Origin of the sequence: Azospirillum canadense, from assembly GCF_025961225.1 — a bacterium.
In the GTDB taxonomy this organism is placed as follows: Bacteria; Pseudomonadota; Alphaproteobacteria; order Azospirillales; family Azospirillaceae; genus Azospirillum; species Azospirillum canadense.
In genome coordinates, this window is record NZ_JAOQNG010000003.1 from 444068 (window position 1) to 459935 (window position 15868).

Genomic DNA, 15868 nt, shown 5'->3' on the forward strand with positions numbered 1-15868 from the left:
CTCGGCTTCAGCGGGGCTGACTTCCTTACCCGGCAAGCCATTCCCCGCCAACTGCCAACCGATTTTCGCACCAACGTCTTCCATCATGCCTTCCCTCGTTCGTATGCTGGACGTTCACGCGCTGGGGAGGTTGCCGGTCGCAGTCCTTGTCCTTGCGTCCTGCAAGTCGATGCCGATGCCATGGTCTGGCTGCGTTCTCCCCATGGCCCCTTCAAGGCGCCTTACATCTGCGCCTGAATTCGGACGCCGCCGACATACGTGTCCGGCGGCGACATCGGCATTCCGCCTGTTAAGCCGTGTAGGCGAAGGCGACATTTCAGCCCTCGGATGCGGTTTAACCGGTTCGTGTTCCTCAACCTTCCAGCACTTCAGCCTCGGGAACCATCTTGGCGTAACGGCTTCGCCTCAATTCCCTTTTCCCGCGGGCTACGTCACCCTGCCAGTTGACGGCAGGTCACCGCCGCTTGGGCTCATGCCCCCTTGTATCTCTCAGTTGCCGACCGGTGCGAGGCCGGCGAGGCTATCAGTGGACGGGAGCCCGCAGCCCCCTGGGGTGATCGAGCCCGCGTGTGAGCACGGCGCCCCGTCCGCTGGTTCCAACCGGAACCCGAACAGTCGCTTGGGCCGCACGGCGAGCCCGCATTCGCAAGGACGGGTCATGGAACAGCCTTCCGTTTCGCCAAGCTTTGTTGGCATTGACGTCTCGAAGGACCGCCTGGATGTGCATGTCCTACCCACCGGGCAGGCCTTCGCCGTGGCGCGCCACGGCGAAGGCCTGGATCGCCTCGCCAGTGAGCTGCGCGCGCTCGCCCCAGCGCTGGTGGTGCTGGAAGCCACCGGCGGCTTCGAACTCACCGTGGCCGCCGCTCTGGCCGGCGCCGGGCTTCCCTTGGCCGTGGTCAATCCGCGCCAGATCCGCGATTTCGCCCGCGCCATCGGGCGGCTCGCCAAGACCGACGCGCTGGACGCCCAAGTCATCGCGCTGTTTGCCGAGCGCATCCGCCCCGAACCGCGCCCGGTCGCCGACACCGACAGCCAGGCTCTGGCCGAACTGGTCGCCCGCCGCCGCCAGATCGTCGAGATGATCGGCATGGAAAGCAACCGACGCCGCCAAGCCAAAAGCCCACGCGTGCGCCGGACCATCGAGGTCACGCTGAAGACCCTGGAGGCCCAGCTCGCTGAACTCGACAAGGACATCAACGACACCGTGCGCGGCTCGCCCGTTTGGCGGGCCGCCGACGACCTCCTCACCTCGGTCCCCGGCATCGGCGACGTCACCGCCCGGACCCTGATCGCCGACCTCCCTGAACTCGGCCGGCTCGACCGCCGGCGCATCGCCGCCTTGGTCGGCGTCGCTCCGATCAACCGCGACTCCGGCCAGATGCGCGGCCACAGGGCCATCGCCGGGGGGCGAACCGCCGTCCGCAATGTCCTGTACATGGCCACACTGACCGCCATCCGCTGGAATCCCGTCATCAAGGCCCACTACGCCCGCATCGTCGCGGCCGGACGACCGAAGAAGCTCGCCATCGTCGCCTGCATGCGACACCTGCTCACCATCCTCAACGCCATCGTCCGAACCGCCTCGCCATGGAAAGCCGCTTGACCGACAACACAGTCGCTTACAGCAGAGAGCAAGGCGTTCGTTCAGTTCCTCCTTTCTCTTCAGCATTCCAGACATACGCACCCCGGTCCATCCGGGTCGAGGCGCACCGTAGGTAAAGTCCGCGACCCACAAGGCATTCGGGCGGGGCGCCTGGAATTGGCGGTTCACCCGGTCGAGCGGACAGGGTGCCGCCCGGTCGCTGATCGTGGTCCGCACCGCCTTGCCGCGCGTCGCTCCCTTCAGGCCCATCTGGCGCATTAGCCGGGCCACCGTGCAGCGCGCCACGTCGTGGCCCTCCCGCCGCAACTGCCGCCACACTTTCCTCACCCCATAGACCTGGAAGTTGTCATTCCAGACCCGTCGGATAGCCAAACTCAGCTCCGCGTCACTTCGGGAGCGGGCCGGCACCTTGGCCGGATCGGCCGTCCGGGCAGCATGGGGGTAGTAGGTGGACGGGGCGATCGGCTGCACTCTGCAGATCGGCTCGACCCCGTGGACGGCGCAGTGTGCGTCGATGAAGGCGATCATTTCTTGAACGGGCGGTCGAGCTCCGCCTGGGCGAAATACGCCGAAGCCTTGCGCAGGATCTCGTTCGCCTGACGCAGTTCCCGGACCTCGCGCTCCAGCGCCTTGATCCGCTCCTGCTCGTCCGTCGTCGGGCCGGGCCGCTTGCCCTGGTCGCGCTCGGCCTGCCGGACCCAGCCCCGCAGCGTCTCCGCCGTGCAGCCGATCTTCGCCGCGATCGAGCCGATCGCCGCCCACTGCGAGGCGTGATCCCCCTCGTGCTCGAACACCATCCGAACCGCGCGCTCGCGGACTTCAGGGGCGTATTTGGGTGATGCCGGTTTCGTCATGATGACCCCAGTCTCTCAGAGGATGGGGCCTCCGGGAAACCCGGCGCGGTTCAAAGTGATTTGGCGTCGGCTCCAGCCGCCGTGACCCACGTGGTCCGATCCAGGCTCGGTGCAAGCCGCCGCCAGATTGCGATCGCACCATCCGCCGGCGGTTGGGGGCCCGCGTGCAGACGCAGGGCGACCGCCGCCCAAACGAGACCATCCGCGCCCGGCCTGCGAGCCTCTGCCATGAGACGCTCCACCACGGGCGACACCGGTCCAGCACGCCCGTCCGCACCGAACCCGAACCCGTCCGCAAGCCGCCCGATTGGATCGTTGTCGATCGATCCGACATCCCACACATTCATGATCATGCCATGCTCAACAAGCCGCCACCGGCCTTGTTCATCGATGGTGCCAGATCACCCGAGCCAAGCGACGGAAGTGAGCCTTGGTGCTTCGTGAGGATACGAACCATCTAGGCTCGACCAGTGTCAGCAACCAAAGGTCACTCCGTGTCTTATATGGCGGAGTGTCAATCGATAACTCCGCGAAAAATCTCATGAAAGCGCAATAACTTAAGAGACAGCTGGTTCTGGCTCGGGCTCCAAAATGGGCGCATTTGCAATCGAAAATTTTCATTGAGGCTTGCCAATAAAAAACTGCAGTATGGTTGTGCGGCGCTTGACGCTGCCCCTCGCCGCGCTTCCATCATGGTCGCCGCCCCATAGAGGCGCCGGCAAACCATAAGACGGCGGCGGCGAGCACGGCCCCGGACATCCACCATGGATCACCGTGCGACAGGATCGACGCGAGGATGACGACCGCAAAACTCATGATTATGATCATTGCGCTCATCACGCTATCCTCCGGCCATGGTCGTTGTCGCATCGACGTTGAGCAAGGCGCTGCACCGAACCTCCTGCGCAAAAAATGCCGAAGCGGGCATCGCGTTCGATAGCCTCGGCGACAACGAAGCCCCATCTCAGGGCTTCAATAACGCCGGATCGGTGGTGAGGTGACAACGCCTTTGCCGGCACGCGCAGCCGGACGAATGTTGCACAGGCCGAAAGCCAGCAACGTGCGTAACCGACCCGCCCCTTCTCCCAATGCGCGCTACCGGGCGGCCAGCACGATGAGGCCAACCAGTGCCGCCAAGGGGAGCATATACAATGGGTTGATCCCGTGCGCCTCTAGACGCTCCCAAAGATGCGGTTTCGTAGAACACCCCCTCTGTATGGGGCAATGGTACCGACCAAGTCACCTAAGGCGCTCCGGAGGCGCCAAGACCGGATACTTGCCGACACAATGAATATGGGATGAGCATGCTCGCCACGCGATGCGCAGAAGAGGGCTCTGTTGCAAAGTCGGAAATTGGGTGAAAGTCGTTCCAGCTTGAGCAACTTCAGGCAGCAACCCCGAACAGGATGGTGATGAAGGAGGCTTGGCTGCTCATGTCGTCGGCGGGAATGGCGGCAATCTGCCCTTTGCGGACCATGGCCATGATCTCGTGGCCGGCGATCGGTCGGCGCGTGGTATGGAAGCTTTTGAAGCCGAGACCAGGACGGACCAACCGTTTGATCCGCCGATGATCTTGTTCAACGATATTGTTGAGAGACTTGATTTGCCGCAGCTTGGCGAAGCGCCACAGCTCGCCGTCCGTCTTCATCGCCGTGGTTGCGCTCGGATAGGCGGCGTTCTTGTCCACGGTGAGGGTGCGCGGGTTGACCGTATGGGCTTGTTTGAGCGCTTTGCGGAAGAAGCGGTGCGCGCTCGCGCCATCACGCTTGGCGCTGAGCAGGAAGTCGATCGTCTGCCCGTGCCCATCGACGGTGCGGTACAGATACACCCAGCGCCCCTTCACCTTGATGTAGGTCTCATCGACCCGCCAGGAGCCGGTGGTCATGCGCAGGAGCGGGCGCAGGCGCTTGTCCAACTCCGGGGCCTGGGCCTGGATCCAGCGGTAGAGCGTGGTGTGGTCGACCGAAACGCCGCGGTCGGCCAGCATGTGCTCGAGATTACGATAGCTGATCGGAAACGGCAGGGACCAGCGCACCGCCCACAGGATCACCGCCGCCGTGAACTGCCGGCCCTTGAACGGCTTCTGCCCGCTGCCCATGACCCCGTTCACCCCAGCTGCCGAAAGGGGCTGGGTTCTACCCGATCTCCGCGCCGCCGAAAACGCTGCAGCAGAACCGATGGAGAGGCGAAAACGCCGGAATTTGGGCGGCATGGATTGCGTGGCAGGAGCCTGTTGAACCGAGGAGCAATGCGGCCTTCTTCGGCATTTGCTGGAAGCTCTCGCACGGCAAGGCCGAGCGGGCGCCGGCCGTGACCAGTGAGATCCTGGCCAACCTTGACGCCCTCTAAGGAGCCGCCGACGGCCCGCAGGCCCGGACGGTGGCCACGCAGCTGCGCGGGTTGCAGACCGACGTTGCCGGACGGGCCAATTTGACCATCGACTACGGCGACGACCGGAAGCATCATCCAGCGACGGCGGCACCGGCGCGTGGGGTGCCAACCAGGCCGTGCGCTGGTTCCCGCGCATTGCCCGCTGGATGCTGAAGGTGCGCACCGCGACGACGAATGGTCGCCGGCCTCGGATTTCGTGGACGCCAAACCCTACGCCCACCGGCTTTTCCGTTGGGCGGCATGGAATCAAGGTTTGCGGCGGTTTCGTTTCGAGATCAACGCCCACCAACGGCACGGAAGACACCCGCTCAGCCGAGGCCCGCTTGACGGCGCCTCGGCTTGGGCATAGCTAAATGATGTCCGAAAAGGAGGTCACGATGGGCCACGTCAGCATGAAGGATTTCCAGGCCAACCTTGACGCGCATCTGGACGATGCGGCGCGGACGCCCCTCACCGTGGAGCGCCCTGGGGCCGACGCGGTGGTGGTGATGTCGGAGCGGGACTACGCGGGCCTGATGGAAACCTTCCACCTGCTCAAGAGCCCGGCCAACGCCGAGCGCCTGATGCGCTCGATCGCCGCGCTTGACGCCGGGAAGGGTGTTGAGCACGACCCGACCGCATGAAGCTCGTTTGGTCGGAGGATTCCTGGGCCGAGTACCTGCACTGGCAGGAGCACGACCCGAAGATGGTGGAACGCATCAACGAACTGCTCAAAGATTCCAAGCGCAATCCGTTCAAGGGGCTCGGCAAACCGGAGCCATTGAAGGAAAACCTGAAAGGCTGGTGGTCGCGGCGCATCACCGGAGAGCACCGCTTGGTGTACCGGGTGACCGGCACGGGCGAGTCGCAGGCGCTGGAGATCGCCAGTTGTCGCTATCATTATTGAGACCGGTTCGTCAGCATTCGCGCTAACCGCCATGTTGCACGATTGGGTTGATGGGCCCTGTGACGTGACTTGACCCGACGCGCGAAATCGCGGCATTCCCCGACCGGTTCGCGCGGTCGCAGCCTGCCAGTCGGCCATAGCTCCGTCCGTAGAAGCTGTTTGCAGCGGGCAAGCCCCAGCTGACGCTAAGCTGGATGCTACTTTAAGCTGAACAGGGATAGTGCGGCAGGGGCATAGTCTGGTAGCTGTGTGGGCTTCGCTCTCACCGCTTGGATCGCAGTCTATGGGCACCGCCCTTCGTCCCGCAAGCACCACACCGGCATCCTGGGACGCGGTCTCGGACGTTGATGCCTTCGTGGATGAGGTGCTGACCGAGCTGACGGCAATGGCGGCGGACGGCGCGCGGGCGACCCGCTCGGGACCGAAGCCGGCGCTGACCGGCGCGCCCTTGCGCAAAGCGATCATGGCCATTTGGTGCGCCTGTCACTGTGGCATGCGGTGGCGGGCCATTGGCCAGCTCTCCGGCATCCCCTTTGGCACGCCATTGACCCAGCAACAACAGCCAGCCTCCGAACTGTCCGGATGCGATAGGTCCTTGGCGGCATACACCCTGAGCTGAGCGGCAACCTTGATTTTGGTGAGGTCGCACGGACTGGGAGGTCGGTAAGCGGGGTTGATCAGTTCGGGTTTTGCCTTCAGGCGCTCGCGGACGACCTCGTCGGGCGAGTGGCCCTTGAGGACGCGCTGTCGGCGGGCGTTGTCGGCGAGCCGGTAGCCGTGAAGCAGGCGCTCCAGGGCGTCGTGCGTGCCGATGCACAGGACCAACACCTCGCGCCCGATGCGCCCGTTGAAGCGTTCGACCATGCCATTGGTCTGCGGCGTATAGGGCTTGGTCTTGCGGTGCTGCACGCCCAAGGCGCGGCAGGCGGCCTCGAAGCCGTCGGCGGTGAAGCAACGGCCGCGGTCGGTCAGCACGTGGGTGATGGTGAAGGGAAAGGCGGTGACCGCCTCGTTCAGGAAGGCGGTGGCGGCAGCTTCCGTCTCCTCGTCCTTGACCGCCAGGTGGACCATCCGCGAGGCGCGGTCGATGGCGACATTAGAGGTAGCGTTTGCGCGCGCCGGCGCCGATCACGTGCAGCTTCGGCAGGTGCTTGATGGCGATGTGCAGGAAACCGAGGTCGTATGCCTTGAACGTCTTAGTGCCCTTCTTGGGCGTGGTGGTCGGGGGTGTCGGCAGGCGCCCCAGCCCTTCGGCCTTCAGGATCCGGTCGATGGCGTCGCGGTTCAGGTGAGGGAGGAAGTGGCGCAGCGTGAACGTGAGGTCATCGAGGGGGAACCCGGTGCTCCGGCGCAGCTCACAGACGATGGCGCGTTCTTCCTCGGTGGCCCGCCAGCGCAGGTGCTGGGGGAGCGACGAGTGATCCTGAACGTCCTCGGGACCACGCTTGCGCCATGTGCGGATGGTTTCGGTGCTGACACCGTAGCGCTTGGCCAGCACGCTCGAGGGCTCCGTGGAGGCGGCGATGGCGGCGCGCACCACTGGGGTGGTGCGGGCGTTGGGATGGATTTGGTCCATGGCGGCTCCTTCCGGCTGGGGCCGAACAGGCTCAGCGTCGCCGCCACAAGGGATGATGCCCGCCGCGGCCGGCCCGTCAACCCTGGCCCTGACGGGCCACCGCCGAAGGCGGCTGTGGGGTTGACCGGCCGTCACGCGGCGGGCGCTTTTGGCTCGTCATGGCGACGACGGAGGGGACTGCGCCGAAAGCTGGCCTACTGAGGCGCAGGGCCCAGACGCCTTTCGATCCACCAGCCATGCTCTTGGATGGCCCAACAGACCGGGTCCCAACAACGTTCCGCCATCACACAGCCCCTAGACCCCATGTCCCTGCTGAGCTGAAGGTGGCTCGTCTCACGTTATGTCGCGAACGAGGATTGCGCCGGGTGGGCCGGCGCCTTGCCTCAGACACAGGAGACGAGCCATGGAGCAGAAGAGCGGGGTGTTTGTCGCCATGGACACGCACAAAGAGACGATCGCCGTCGCGGTGGCCGAGCCCGGGCGCTCGGGCGAGGTGCGCTTTCTGGGCGAGATCCCCAACCGAGCTGACGCCGTGCGCCGGCTCATCGAGACGCTGGCCAGCAAGTATGGAAAGCTGAGCGTGTGCTACGAGGCCGGGCCGTGCGGCGATAGTCTGCACCGGCAAATTACCGAGCTCGGGCAGGAGTGCCTGGTGGTGGCGCCCTCGCTCATTCCGGTGCGCAGCGGCGATCGCGTCAAGACCGATCGGCGTGACGCCCTGACCCTGGCGCGGCTGCATCGCGCCGGCGAGCTCACCGCGGTCTGGGTGCCCGACGCGGCCCACGAGGCGATGCGCGACCTGGTGCGGGCGCGGACCGCGGCGATGGAGACGGTGCGCCGGGCGCGTCAGCAGCTGCAAAGCTTTCTGCTGCGCCACAACCGCATTTTCACCGGGCGCTCTCCATGGACGGCGGCGCATCGCCGCTGGCTGGCCAATCAGCGTTTCGAGCATCCGGCTCAGCAGATCGTTCTGCAGGAGCTGATCGACACCGTCGCCGATGCCGAGACGCGGCGCGATCGGCTGAACGGGCAAATCGAGGAGCTGGCCCGGAGCTGGGCGCTGCGGCCAGTGGTCGAGGCTCTGCAGGCGATGCGCGGCGTTGCGTTTCTCTCGGCCGTGGTGCTGGTGGCGGAAATCGGTGACTTCCGCCGCTTCGCCAATCCCCGCCAACTGATGGCGTATCTCGGCCTGGTGCCCTCCGAGCAGTCCAGCGGCCGCAAGGTGCCGCGCGAGGGCATCACCAAAGCCGGCAACACGCGGGCCCGGCGGGTGCTCGTCGAAGGTGCCTGGAGTTATCGCTGGCCGGCGCGGGTCACGAACGAAATCCGCGCCCGCCTGGAGGGTTTACCGCAGGCGGTGCGGGCCATCGCGTGGAAGGCTCAGACACGGTTGTGCGCGCGGTATCGCCGGCTCGCCGCGACGGGCAAGAACCGCAACGTGGTGATCACAGCGATCGCGCGGGAGATGGCGGCCTTTGCCTGGGCGATCGCCCGCGACGTGCAGCCGGCCGGGGCCGCCTAAACCCCGGGAGGGACGGAGGAGACGCGCAGAGGAGGACCGATCGGTTCCGCGACATTGACTGTCGCGCATGGCTGGAGGCGGAGCTCGCCAGGGGAGCCCTCGTGTGCACTATGTGGCCGCTTTGCGACGCCCGCTCCTAGACCGAGGCAGCCCCGAGACGGAACACGGTCCTGCGGTCGCCAACCCGCGCATCAGAGTTTGATCAGCCGTCGTCTCGACCGCTCCGCCTCCTGCCATGCGCGCCAGCCTCACCGCTTGCCGAGCCGGCCGCAAACCGGAGACGACCACTCACGCCCACAGCCCTTGAAACGGGACATGAGAGTGCACTGACTCATTCAGAAGGTGCAGGCAAACGGCTGAGTTTATCGAGGATATCCTCGGCCGACTTGGTCCAGATGAAGGGCTTGGATGCCCTGTTGTGCTCGCGGATGTAGCGGGCGATGGCGTCCTGGAGATCGGCCACGGACTTGAACACGCCGCGCCGGATGCTCCGGCGGGTGATGATGGAGAAGAAGCCCTCGACGGCGTTGATCCAGGACGCCGAGGTCGGCGTGAAATGGAAGACCCATCGCGGATGATTGGCCAACCATTCCAGCACCTTGGGATGCTTGTGGGTGGCGTAGTTGTCGACGATGGCGTGGATCACCTTGCCGACCGGCACGACGCGCTCGACGGCGTTGAGGAACTTGATGAACTCCTTGTGGGTGTGCTTGGGCAGGCAGCGGCCGACCACGGTGCCGTCCAGGGTGGTCAGCGCGGCGAACAGCGTGGTGGTGCCGTTGCGCTTATAATCGTGCGTCATCGTCCCGCACTTGCCGGGCTTCAGCGGCAAACCCGGCTGAGTGCGGTCGAGCGCCTGGATCTGGCTCTTCTCGTCGATGGACAGCACCACCGCGTGGCAGGGCGGGTCCATATAGAGGCCGACGATGTCCTCCACCTTGGCGGCGAAAGCCGGGTCGTTGGAGCGCTTGAAGGTGCGCAACCGATGCGGCTGGAGCCGGTTGGCTTCCCAGATGCGCTGCACGGCGCGCAGGCTGATGCCGACGGCCTTGGCCACCGCCCGGCCGGTCCAGTGTGTCACGGCGCCGGGTGGTTCCGAACACGTCAGCGCCAGCACCTTGGCCACGGTGGCGGTCGGCAGCGGCGCCCGGCCGGGCTTGCGCGTCTTGTCGCGCAACAGCCCATCGACGCCTTGTTCGGCGTAGCGCACTTGCCAACGCCAAACCGCCGGGCGGCTGACGCCGGCCCGACGGGCCACCTCCAGGACCGGCAGCCGTGCGGCCGAGAGCAGAATGATGTTCACCCGCTGCACATGTTTCTGCGGGCGGTTCCGGTCACCGAGGACCGCAGCCAAACGCGCGCGGTCCTCCGGTCCAACAATGATGCTGACGGTCTGGGCCATGCCGACAGAATCGCACGTCGGCGGCCCGTTGTGAATCCTATGTCTGCGTCAAAGCACTAACATCTACCCATCTACAAACGATACGTTCCGTCTGGTTCAAACCACTAGGGCATCGAGTGACGCGACAACGATGTGACGGCCCAACCCTTGTTACGTTTCCGGTTGTGGCAGGCAGCGCCGCCGAGGCTTGGCGGAGCCTCGGAGCCTTAACAAGGTAGTATCACTGATGAACGGGAAACCCTTTTAAGTTGTGCGTCCCAGGAAGGCCCGCCTACTGCGGCGGGCCTTCTCGCATTTGGTATGCCGCCTTTTGTACGGGGAGCGCCGCACGCCCGTGTGATTGAAAATTCTCCCACATCGCAAGTATCCGCATAGCCTTTCTAAGCGTTGCAGTGCTCCCTCTGCGGTTAGGACGGGAGGTTCGCCGATGGGCTAGAACTGCGCGGATTAGTTCTGCGATGCATTGGGCAAGGCGATCCTTCTGGCCCTCAACACGGCCTCGCTTATCGCGGAGTCTGCTCGGTAACATTCCCACTTAGAGCGACCAGCAATACCTCTTCTTCGCGGCCATTATCTTCATAATTGAGGTCTGTGCTACTGATCACACAGTCTCTTTAGGACCAGTTGGCTTCACAATTCGTTGGGCTCATGCTCGACGGACAGGATCCTGGCTACGGAGGGAGAAATGCGCTCCACAACTCAAGCTCTCTGTCTGTCATTGTTGCTGATGACGCCCGCCGTCGCGGTTGTCGGGCCAGCGGAGGAAGCCAACGCTTTGGTTGACCGCTGGTCAGCAGCCTACAACTCCAATGACCCGGATGCTGTGGTGCAACTGTACGCACCAGATGCGATCCTCCTTGGAACCGTTAGCCCCGTTATCTCCAAGGGATCGGAGGAAATCCGAAAATACTTCTCGATGATCAAGGGTAGCGGGAACAAGAACATCATTGGTGAGAGGTACACGATACCGGTCAGCGAGGCCGCTGTGGTTGTTACGGGCTTCTATGACTTCACCAGGATGAAAGATGGGCAGGCGATGCCATCGCCCTCGCGCTTTACGATGCTCCTGACGAAACGCGACGGTGAATGGCGCATTGCACACCACCATTCGTCGCCACACGTCCAACCCAAGTAGTGGAAATGCCCGAGATGGCGCCCATGACGTGCCGTCACCGGGGTCTGTTGGGTGAACCCTCAAGGGAGGACCCTGATGAGCCGACCCAACCCTATCACACAGTGTTCGGTGGCACTGCTGTTTCTCGGTATTGCCCTGGCTTCAGGCGAGGCGGTCAGCCAAGGAAAGACACTGCAAGAGCAATTCGTCGGAACCTGGGCGTATGTCTCGGTCGACACCGTTCGCCCTGACGGCAGCCGGGTGCCGATGTTTGGCACCAGTCCGCACGGCCTTGCCATGTTCGATAGCAACGGTCGCTACATACTGTTGACCGCGCGCGCTGACCAGCCCAAGTTCGCGTCGAACAACCGCATAGAGGGAACCCCGGAGGAGTATAAAGCCGTCGTGCAAGGATCGATTGCTCACTTCGGCCGGTACACCGTTGATGAGGCGGACAAGACCATCTCCTTCGACATTGACACCAGCACCTTCCCGAACTGGAACGGGGTCGAGCAGAAACGACCGTTCACGCTCACGGGCGACGAATTACGGTGGCGAACCGCCGCATCGAGCGGTGGTACGGCTGAGGTGGTCTTGAGGCGAGCCAAGTAGATCTGATGCGGCGTGGTCACCGCCGCGTTGGCGGTGAGGTGGCGGGGCCGCACACCAGGACCCAAGCCAATCGACCCCATTTTCAAAGAATGGGCTCACATGCGTCCGATGATGCGGGACCGAAAGCCGGATTGACGGCGTAGACGCCCGACCCAAGGATCAAGCCGACCAGAAAAGCGAACACGGTGATCGGCACCAGTGAGGGTTGTGCCGATGGTGAATCATGAAGCCCGACATACGATCGTGTCCCGGGAGGTGGTGTAGCAGCGAGCGGTTGGTCATCGCTCTCCGGCGGGTTGGGGCCGGGTCAGGCGGCGACTGCCGCAATCCTGATAGCGTCAGTATGCCCGAGCGGCATCATGGTCTCCAAGCTGAGATAGCGCCGCCCGACCGCCCACTCATCATTCTGCTTCAGCAGAATGATGAGTGGGCGGTCGCCGCGTCGTTCGGGAATATGGCCACCACATCGGTGCGGCGCTTGATCTCGCCCTTCAGCCGCTCCAGCGGGTTGGTTGCGCTGATCTTGGTCCAGTGGTCGGGATGAAAGTCCATGTAGAGGACAGCGCGATAGGTGTCAGCCTCCACTTTGCGCATCCTGGGACCGCGGTCCTTCTCATGCCCGGATCCAGATGGCCGGTTCATCGGCGATGAAGGCGAGAGCGTCATCAAGTTCGAACACCGCTCCGAAGGGGCCAGCCGGCCCCCAGGCTTCGCGCCACCACCACAGAACTTCGACGCGGTTGCTCTCGGCCAAGAGGCGCAGGCGGGCGACTGGCGCGCCGGGGGCGCTGAACAGTGAGTAGCCGCGATTGACGCGGCGGGCCATAATGCCGCCGCGTGGCCAGGGATAATCGGCAATCCGCGCCAGGACGGGGTCGCTCGTGGCCATCGTGATCGCGTTGGCGGAAGACTGTTGAGGGGGCAACAGTCGATGACGCCAGAGGGCATTGTCACACGAACGAAACTGACGCGCAGATCGCCTGGTGTCCCCCGACTGGCTCACGCCGTGGCGGTGGCGGCGTGCCACTCGGCCATCGCCTGCACCCGGAAGGTGCGCAGGGTGGGGCGTGAGATCAGATGGCGCTGAAGGTTGAAGGTGTTGTAGGTGGCGGAATGCACGGAGACGAAGCGCTGGGCGGAGCCAGGTGATTTGAAGCGCCGCATCTTCCTTTCGCGTCGCCGGACCGGCTGGTGCGAGACCTCGGCCCGGTTGTTCTGTCGCCGGCCTTGCTCATGGCGGGCCGTCAAACCAATCTCACGGAAGGCAGCCCCGTAGGAACGCAGTTTGTCGGTGGTCACCTGGGTGGGCGCGACGCCGTGCTTCTTGAGGAGTTTGCGCATCAGCTTCAGGGCCGCCGCTTTGTCGCGCCGACGCTGGACCAGCACCTCCAGCACCTCGCCTTCGTCGTCGACGGCCCGCCACAGGTACATCAGCGTTCCGCCAATCCGCACCACCATTTCGTCCAAGTGCCAGCGCGGGCTGGGCTTGGGACGCCGCCGTCGCAGGTTGGCGGCGATGGCCGGCCCGAATGTCACGACCCATCGGCGCACCGTCTCGTAGGACACGTCGATGCCGCGCTCGGCCAGCAGTTCCTCGACATCCCGGTCGCTCAAGGTGAACCGCAGATAAAGCCTGATCGCGTGCTGGATGACCGCGGGCGGGAATTGGTGACGGGCATACGAGAGCGGCATCATCCGAGCAGCGTAACCTCACCGCCGGGCCGCCGCCAAGCTTGGCGTGACAATGCCCTCTTTGCCATGGTCCGTTTGAACCAAGTACGCCGCCCCGCGTCAGGTCACCAACGTCGCCGTGGAGTCGCCATTCCCACCGATGCGCAAAATCTTGTCGGCTCCGCTCGTGATTTCCGGCCGATGCGCCACACTGATGCGCGTCATGTTGAGGCGCTTGAGGCTCCGGTTGATGTGCCGCTCGTTGTCGGTATCGAGGTGCGCGGTCCCCTCATCCAGAAACAGTATCCTCGGGCGCTTGTAGAGCGCGCGCGCAAGAAGCACACGCTGCTTTTGGCCTCCGGAAAGGGAGCTTCCCATGTCCCCGATCAAGCTGTTGTAAGCCATCGGCATCGTCATGATCTCATCGTGGATGCCGGCCAGCCGCGCGCATTCCATCATCCACGCTTCGTCGAAGTCGGCACCGAAAAAGCAGATGTTGTCGGCGATTGAGCCGGACAGAAGCTGATCCTCTTGCATCACAGCGGCCACCTGCTCTCGATACACGCGCGAACCAACGACCGAAAGGGGAACGCCGTCGATCAGCACCTCGCCGCTCGTCGGTTCGAGCAGCCCGAGCATGATCTTAACGAGCGTTGTCTTGCCGCCCCCGGACGGCCCCATAATCGTCACGAACTCGCCCGGGACAATGACCAGGTTGATGTTCACAATTGTAAAAGGCTCGGTTTCCGCGTAGCGGAACGAAACATTTCGGAGTTCAATCCGTCCTTCCAGTTCCTTTATGTAGGACAAATTGTGATCGTGGCCTGGTTCGATCGGGCTGAGGGCGATGTCGGCCAAACGCTCCAGATGAAGGTCGAGGATTTTCAGTTCGAGCATTTTCTCCACCAGCAGCGCGGCCTTGCCGGAGAACTGCTGCTTGTAGCTCATAAACGCGAAAATCATGCCGGTCGTCATCGCCCCACTCAGGGCCAGTTTAGCGGACAGGAAGACAACCAGAATGCCTTCAAGGCCAAATATCAAATCATTGGCCGATTTGAAGAACATGTTTGCCTTGCCGAGCCGCATGTTCGCATTCACGCAACTTGCGTAGCGGTTCATCCAATGCTCTTCTCTCTCACTTTCCCGATTGAAGAGCTTCAGGCTTTGTATCGCGCGCACGCTCTCAATGAATGTTGAATGCTCTTTGGCCTGCTCCTGAAGAGCCGCTTCGCTCCGCCGCCGGAGTTCCCGATAGAGCCCAAGCCGCAGGGCGGTATAGAGCCCGAGCGCCGTGAGCACGAGAAGGGCCAACTGAGCGTTATAAACAAAAATCATCACGAGGGTTGCTAGGGCCATCAGGCCGTCGATCACCACCGTGACAAGGCCCTCCCCCAGCAGATTGCGAATGGGAACCAACGACGAAAAGCGTGACAGTATATCGCCAATATGGCGCTTTTCAAAAAAAGAGATTGGTTGACGAATCAAGTGATGAAACAGGCGAGACGCCATTTGAAAGTCGAGAGTGTTCTGGACAATGAGCAAGATTAATGAGCGTAGGACGGACGTCGCCACCGATATCAGAGTCAACAAACCAAATCCGAGCGCAAGAACGACAAGAAGATCGGCGTCTCCTCGTGCAATGACCTCATCAACGACCGCTTGCATATAAAAAGGTGCGAGCAAGGCCAAAACTTGCAGCGCGATCGACAAGACGAGCACCTGCATCAGGGCACCAGTCGCTCCGTTCAGGCACTTCCAAAAAGCGGAAAGTGGCAGTCGCTCTCGCTCATCCTTCCGGGTGAAACCTTCCGTTGGCGTGACTTCCAGGGCGATCCCGGTCAAGTGTTTGGACGCTTCGCCGACAGAAAGGCGCCGCTCGCCTTCCGCTGGATCGTGCACGACAATTCCTTTGCGGGTGGCCGATTTCAGCACCACAAAGTGTTCCATGTCCCAGTGCACAATCGCGGGCAGGCGGAGCTGTGACAAATGCGAGATCTCGAACCGCAGAGCGCGGCAGGAGAGATGAAGATGGTTTGCGACCTGGACCAGGCTGCGCAGCGTGACACCCTTCAGCGACACCGGATGCTGGCGCCGCAGAGTGTTCAGGTCGATGTGATGCCCGTAATACGAAACGATCATAGCGAGACAGGCGAGCCCGCATTCCGCGGCTTCCGACTGCATGATCACTGGGAGATGCCGCCGACCGCTGAAATTCAACGATATCTGCATGGCAT

12 protein-coding genes, 3 pseudogenes and 1 other annotated feature are annotated in these 15868 nt (G+C 63.4%); of the genes and pseudogenes, 6 read left to right on the forward strand and 9 right to left on the reverse strand.

Going from position 1 to position 15868, the window contains the following annotated elements:
• Positions 1-658: 658 nt before the first annotated feature.
• Positions 659-1606 carry an IS110 family RNA-guided transposase gene (locus M2351_RS20215; RefSeq protein ID WP_264657870.1) on the forward strand — a complete coding sequence of 316 codons (948 nt, stop codon included), beginning with the start codon at positions 659-661 and terminating at the stop codon, positions 1604-1606.
• A gap of 78 nt (positions 1607-1684) precedes the next feature.
• Here the strand turns inward: M2351_RS20215 and M2351_RS20220 are convergent.
• The 3 genes and pseudogenes from M2351_RS20220 to M2351_RS20230 all read right to left on the reverse strand — a co-directional run.
• Positions 1685-2460 (reverse strand): annotated as a pseudogene (locus M2351_RS20220) (IS3 family transposase); the annotation flags it as partial.
• Positions 2060-2176 (reverse strand) — a sequence feature (AL1L pseudoknot). (Overlaps the previous pseudogene by 117 nt.)
• 690 nt (positions 2461-3150) lie before the next feature.
• Positions 3151-3297, reverse strand: a complete 147-nt coding sequence (locus M2351_RS20225; protein WP_264657871.1) for a hypothetical protein — start codon at positions 3295-3297, stop codon at positions 3151-3153.
• A 547-nt stretch (positions 3298-3844) separates the two neighbouring features.
• Positions 3845-4558 carry an IS6 family transposase gene (locus tag M2351_RS20230; RefSeq protein ID WP_264657872.1) on the reverse strand — a complete coding sequence of 238 codons (714 nt, stop codon included), beginning with the start codon at positions 4556-4558 and terminating at the stop codon, positions 3845-3847.
• 670 nt (positions 4559-5228) lie between these two features.
• Here M2351_RS20230 and M2351_RS20235 point away from each other — a divergent pair.
• Both M2351_RS20235 and M2351_RS20240 read left to right on the forward strand, forming a co-directional pair.
• A complete protein-coding gene (locus M2351_RS20235) occupies positions 5229-5474 on the forward strand; it encodes a type II toxin-antitoxin system Phd/YefM family antitoxin (protein WP_264657873.1) in 246 nt (81 codons plus the stop codon).
• The gene (locus tag M2351_RS20240; protein ID WP_264657874.1) at positions 5471-5737 is read left to right on the forward strand and encodes a Txe/YoeB family addiction module toxin; all 267 of its coding nucleotides are present in this window, start codon (positions 5471-5473) and stop codon (positions 5735-5737) included. The genes M2351_RS20235 and M2351_RS20240 overlap by 4 nt, the downstream gene beginning before the upstream one ends.
• A gap of 576 nt (positions 5738-6313) precedes the next feature.
• Here M2351_RS20240 and M2351_RS20245 read toward each other — a convergent pair.
• A pseudogene (locus M2351_RS20245) lies at positions 6314-7313 on the reverse strand (DDE-type integrase/transposase/recombinase); the annotation flags it as partial.
• Between the two features lie 403 nt (positions 7314-7716).
• On the opposite strand from M2351_RS20245, the gene M2351_RS20250 reads away from it, so the two are divergent.
• Positions 7717-8835, forward strand: coding sequence for an IS110 family RNA-guided transposase (locus M2351_RS20250; protein ID WP_264657875.1), 1119 nt, complete (start codon positions 7717-7719; stop codon positions 8833-8835).
• A 331-nt stretch (positions 8836-9166) separates the two neighbouring features.
• Here M2351_RS20250 and M2351_RS20255 read toward each other — a convergent pair whose 3' ends face one another.
• Positions 9167-10237: an IS630 family transposase gene (locus M2351_RS20255; RefSeq protein WP_264657876.1), complete on the reverse strand. Its 1071-nt coding sequence runs from the start codon at positions 10235-10237 to the stop codon at positions 9167-9169.
• Positions 10238-10922: 685 nt separating this feature from the next.
• Here M2351_RS20255 and M2351_RS20260 point away from each other — a divergent pair.
• Positions 10923-11372 (forward strand): SgcJ/EcaC family oxidoreductase, encoded by a 450-nt coding sequence (locus tag M2351_RS20260; protein WP_264657877.1) that lies wholly within the window; start codon positions 10923-10925, stop codon positions 11370-11372.
• Positions 11373-11447: 75 nt separating this feature from the next.
• Entirely contained in the window at positions 11448-11963 is a 516-nt protein-coding gene (locus M2351_RS20265) for a lipocalin-like domain-containing protein (protein WP_264657878.1), read from the forward strand.
• Positions 11964-12270: 307 nt separating this feature from the next.
• Here M2351_RS20265 and M2351_RS20270 read toward each other — a convergent pair.
• The 4 genes and pseudogenes from M2351_RS20270 to M2351_RS20285 all read right to left on the reverse strand — a co-directional run.
• Positions 12271-12518 (reverse strand): annotated as a pseudogene (locus M2351_RS20270) (transposase); the annotation flags it as partial.
• Positions 12519-12576: 58 nt separating this feature from the next.
• Positions 12577-12852 carry a hypothetical protein gene (locus M2351_RS20275; protein WP_264657879.1) on the reverse strand — a complete coding sequence of 92 codons (276 nt, stop codon included), beginning with the start codon at positions 12850-12852 and terminating at the stop codon, positions 12577-12579.
• Positions 12853-12962: 110 nt separating this feature from the next.
• Positions 12963-13658: an IS6 family transposase gene (locus tag M2351_RS20280; protein WP_264657880.1), complete on the reverse strand. Its 696-nt coding sequence runs from the start codon at positions 13656-13658 to the stop codon at positions 12963-12965.
• A gap of 96 nt (positions 13659-13754) precedes the next feature.
• A complete protein-coding gene (locus M2351_RS20285) occupies positions 13755-15863 on the reverse strand; it encodes a peptidase domain-containing ABC transporter (RefSeq protein ID WP_264657881.1) in 2109 nt (702 codons plus the stop codon).
• Between the last annotated feature and the right edge of the window lie 5 nt (positions 15864-15868).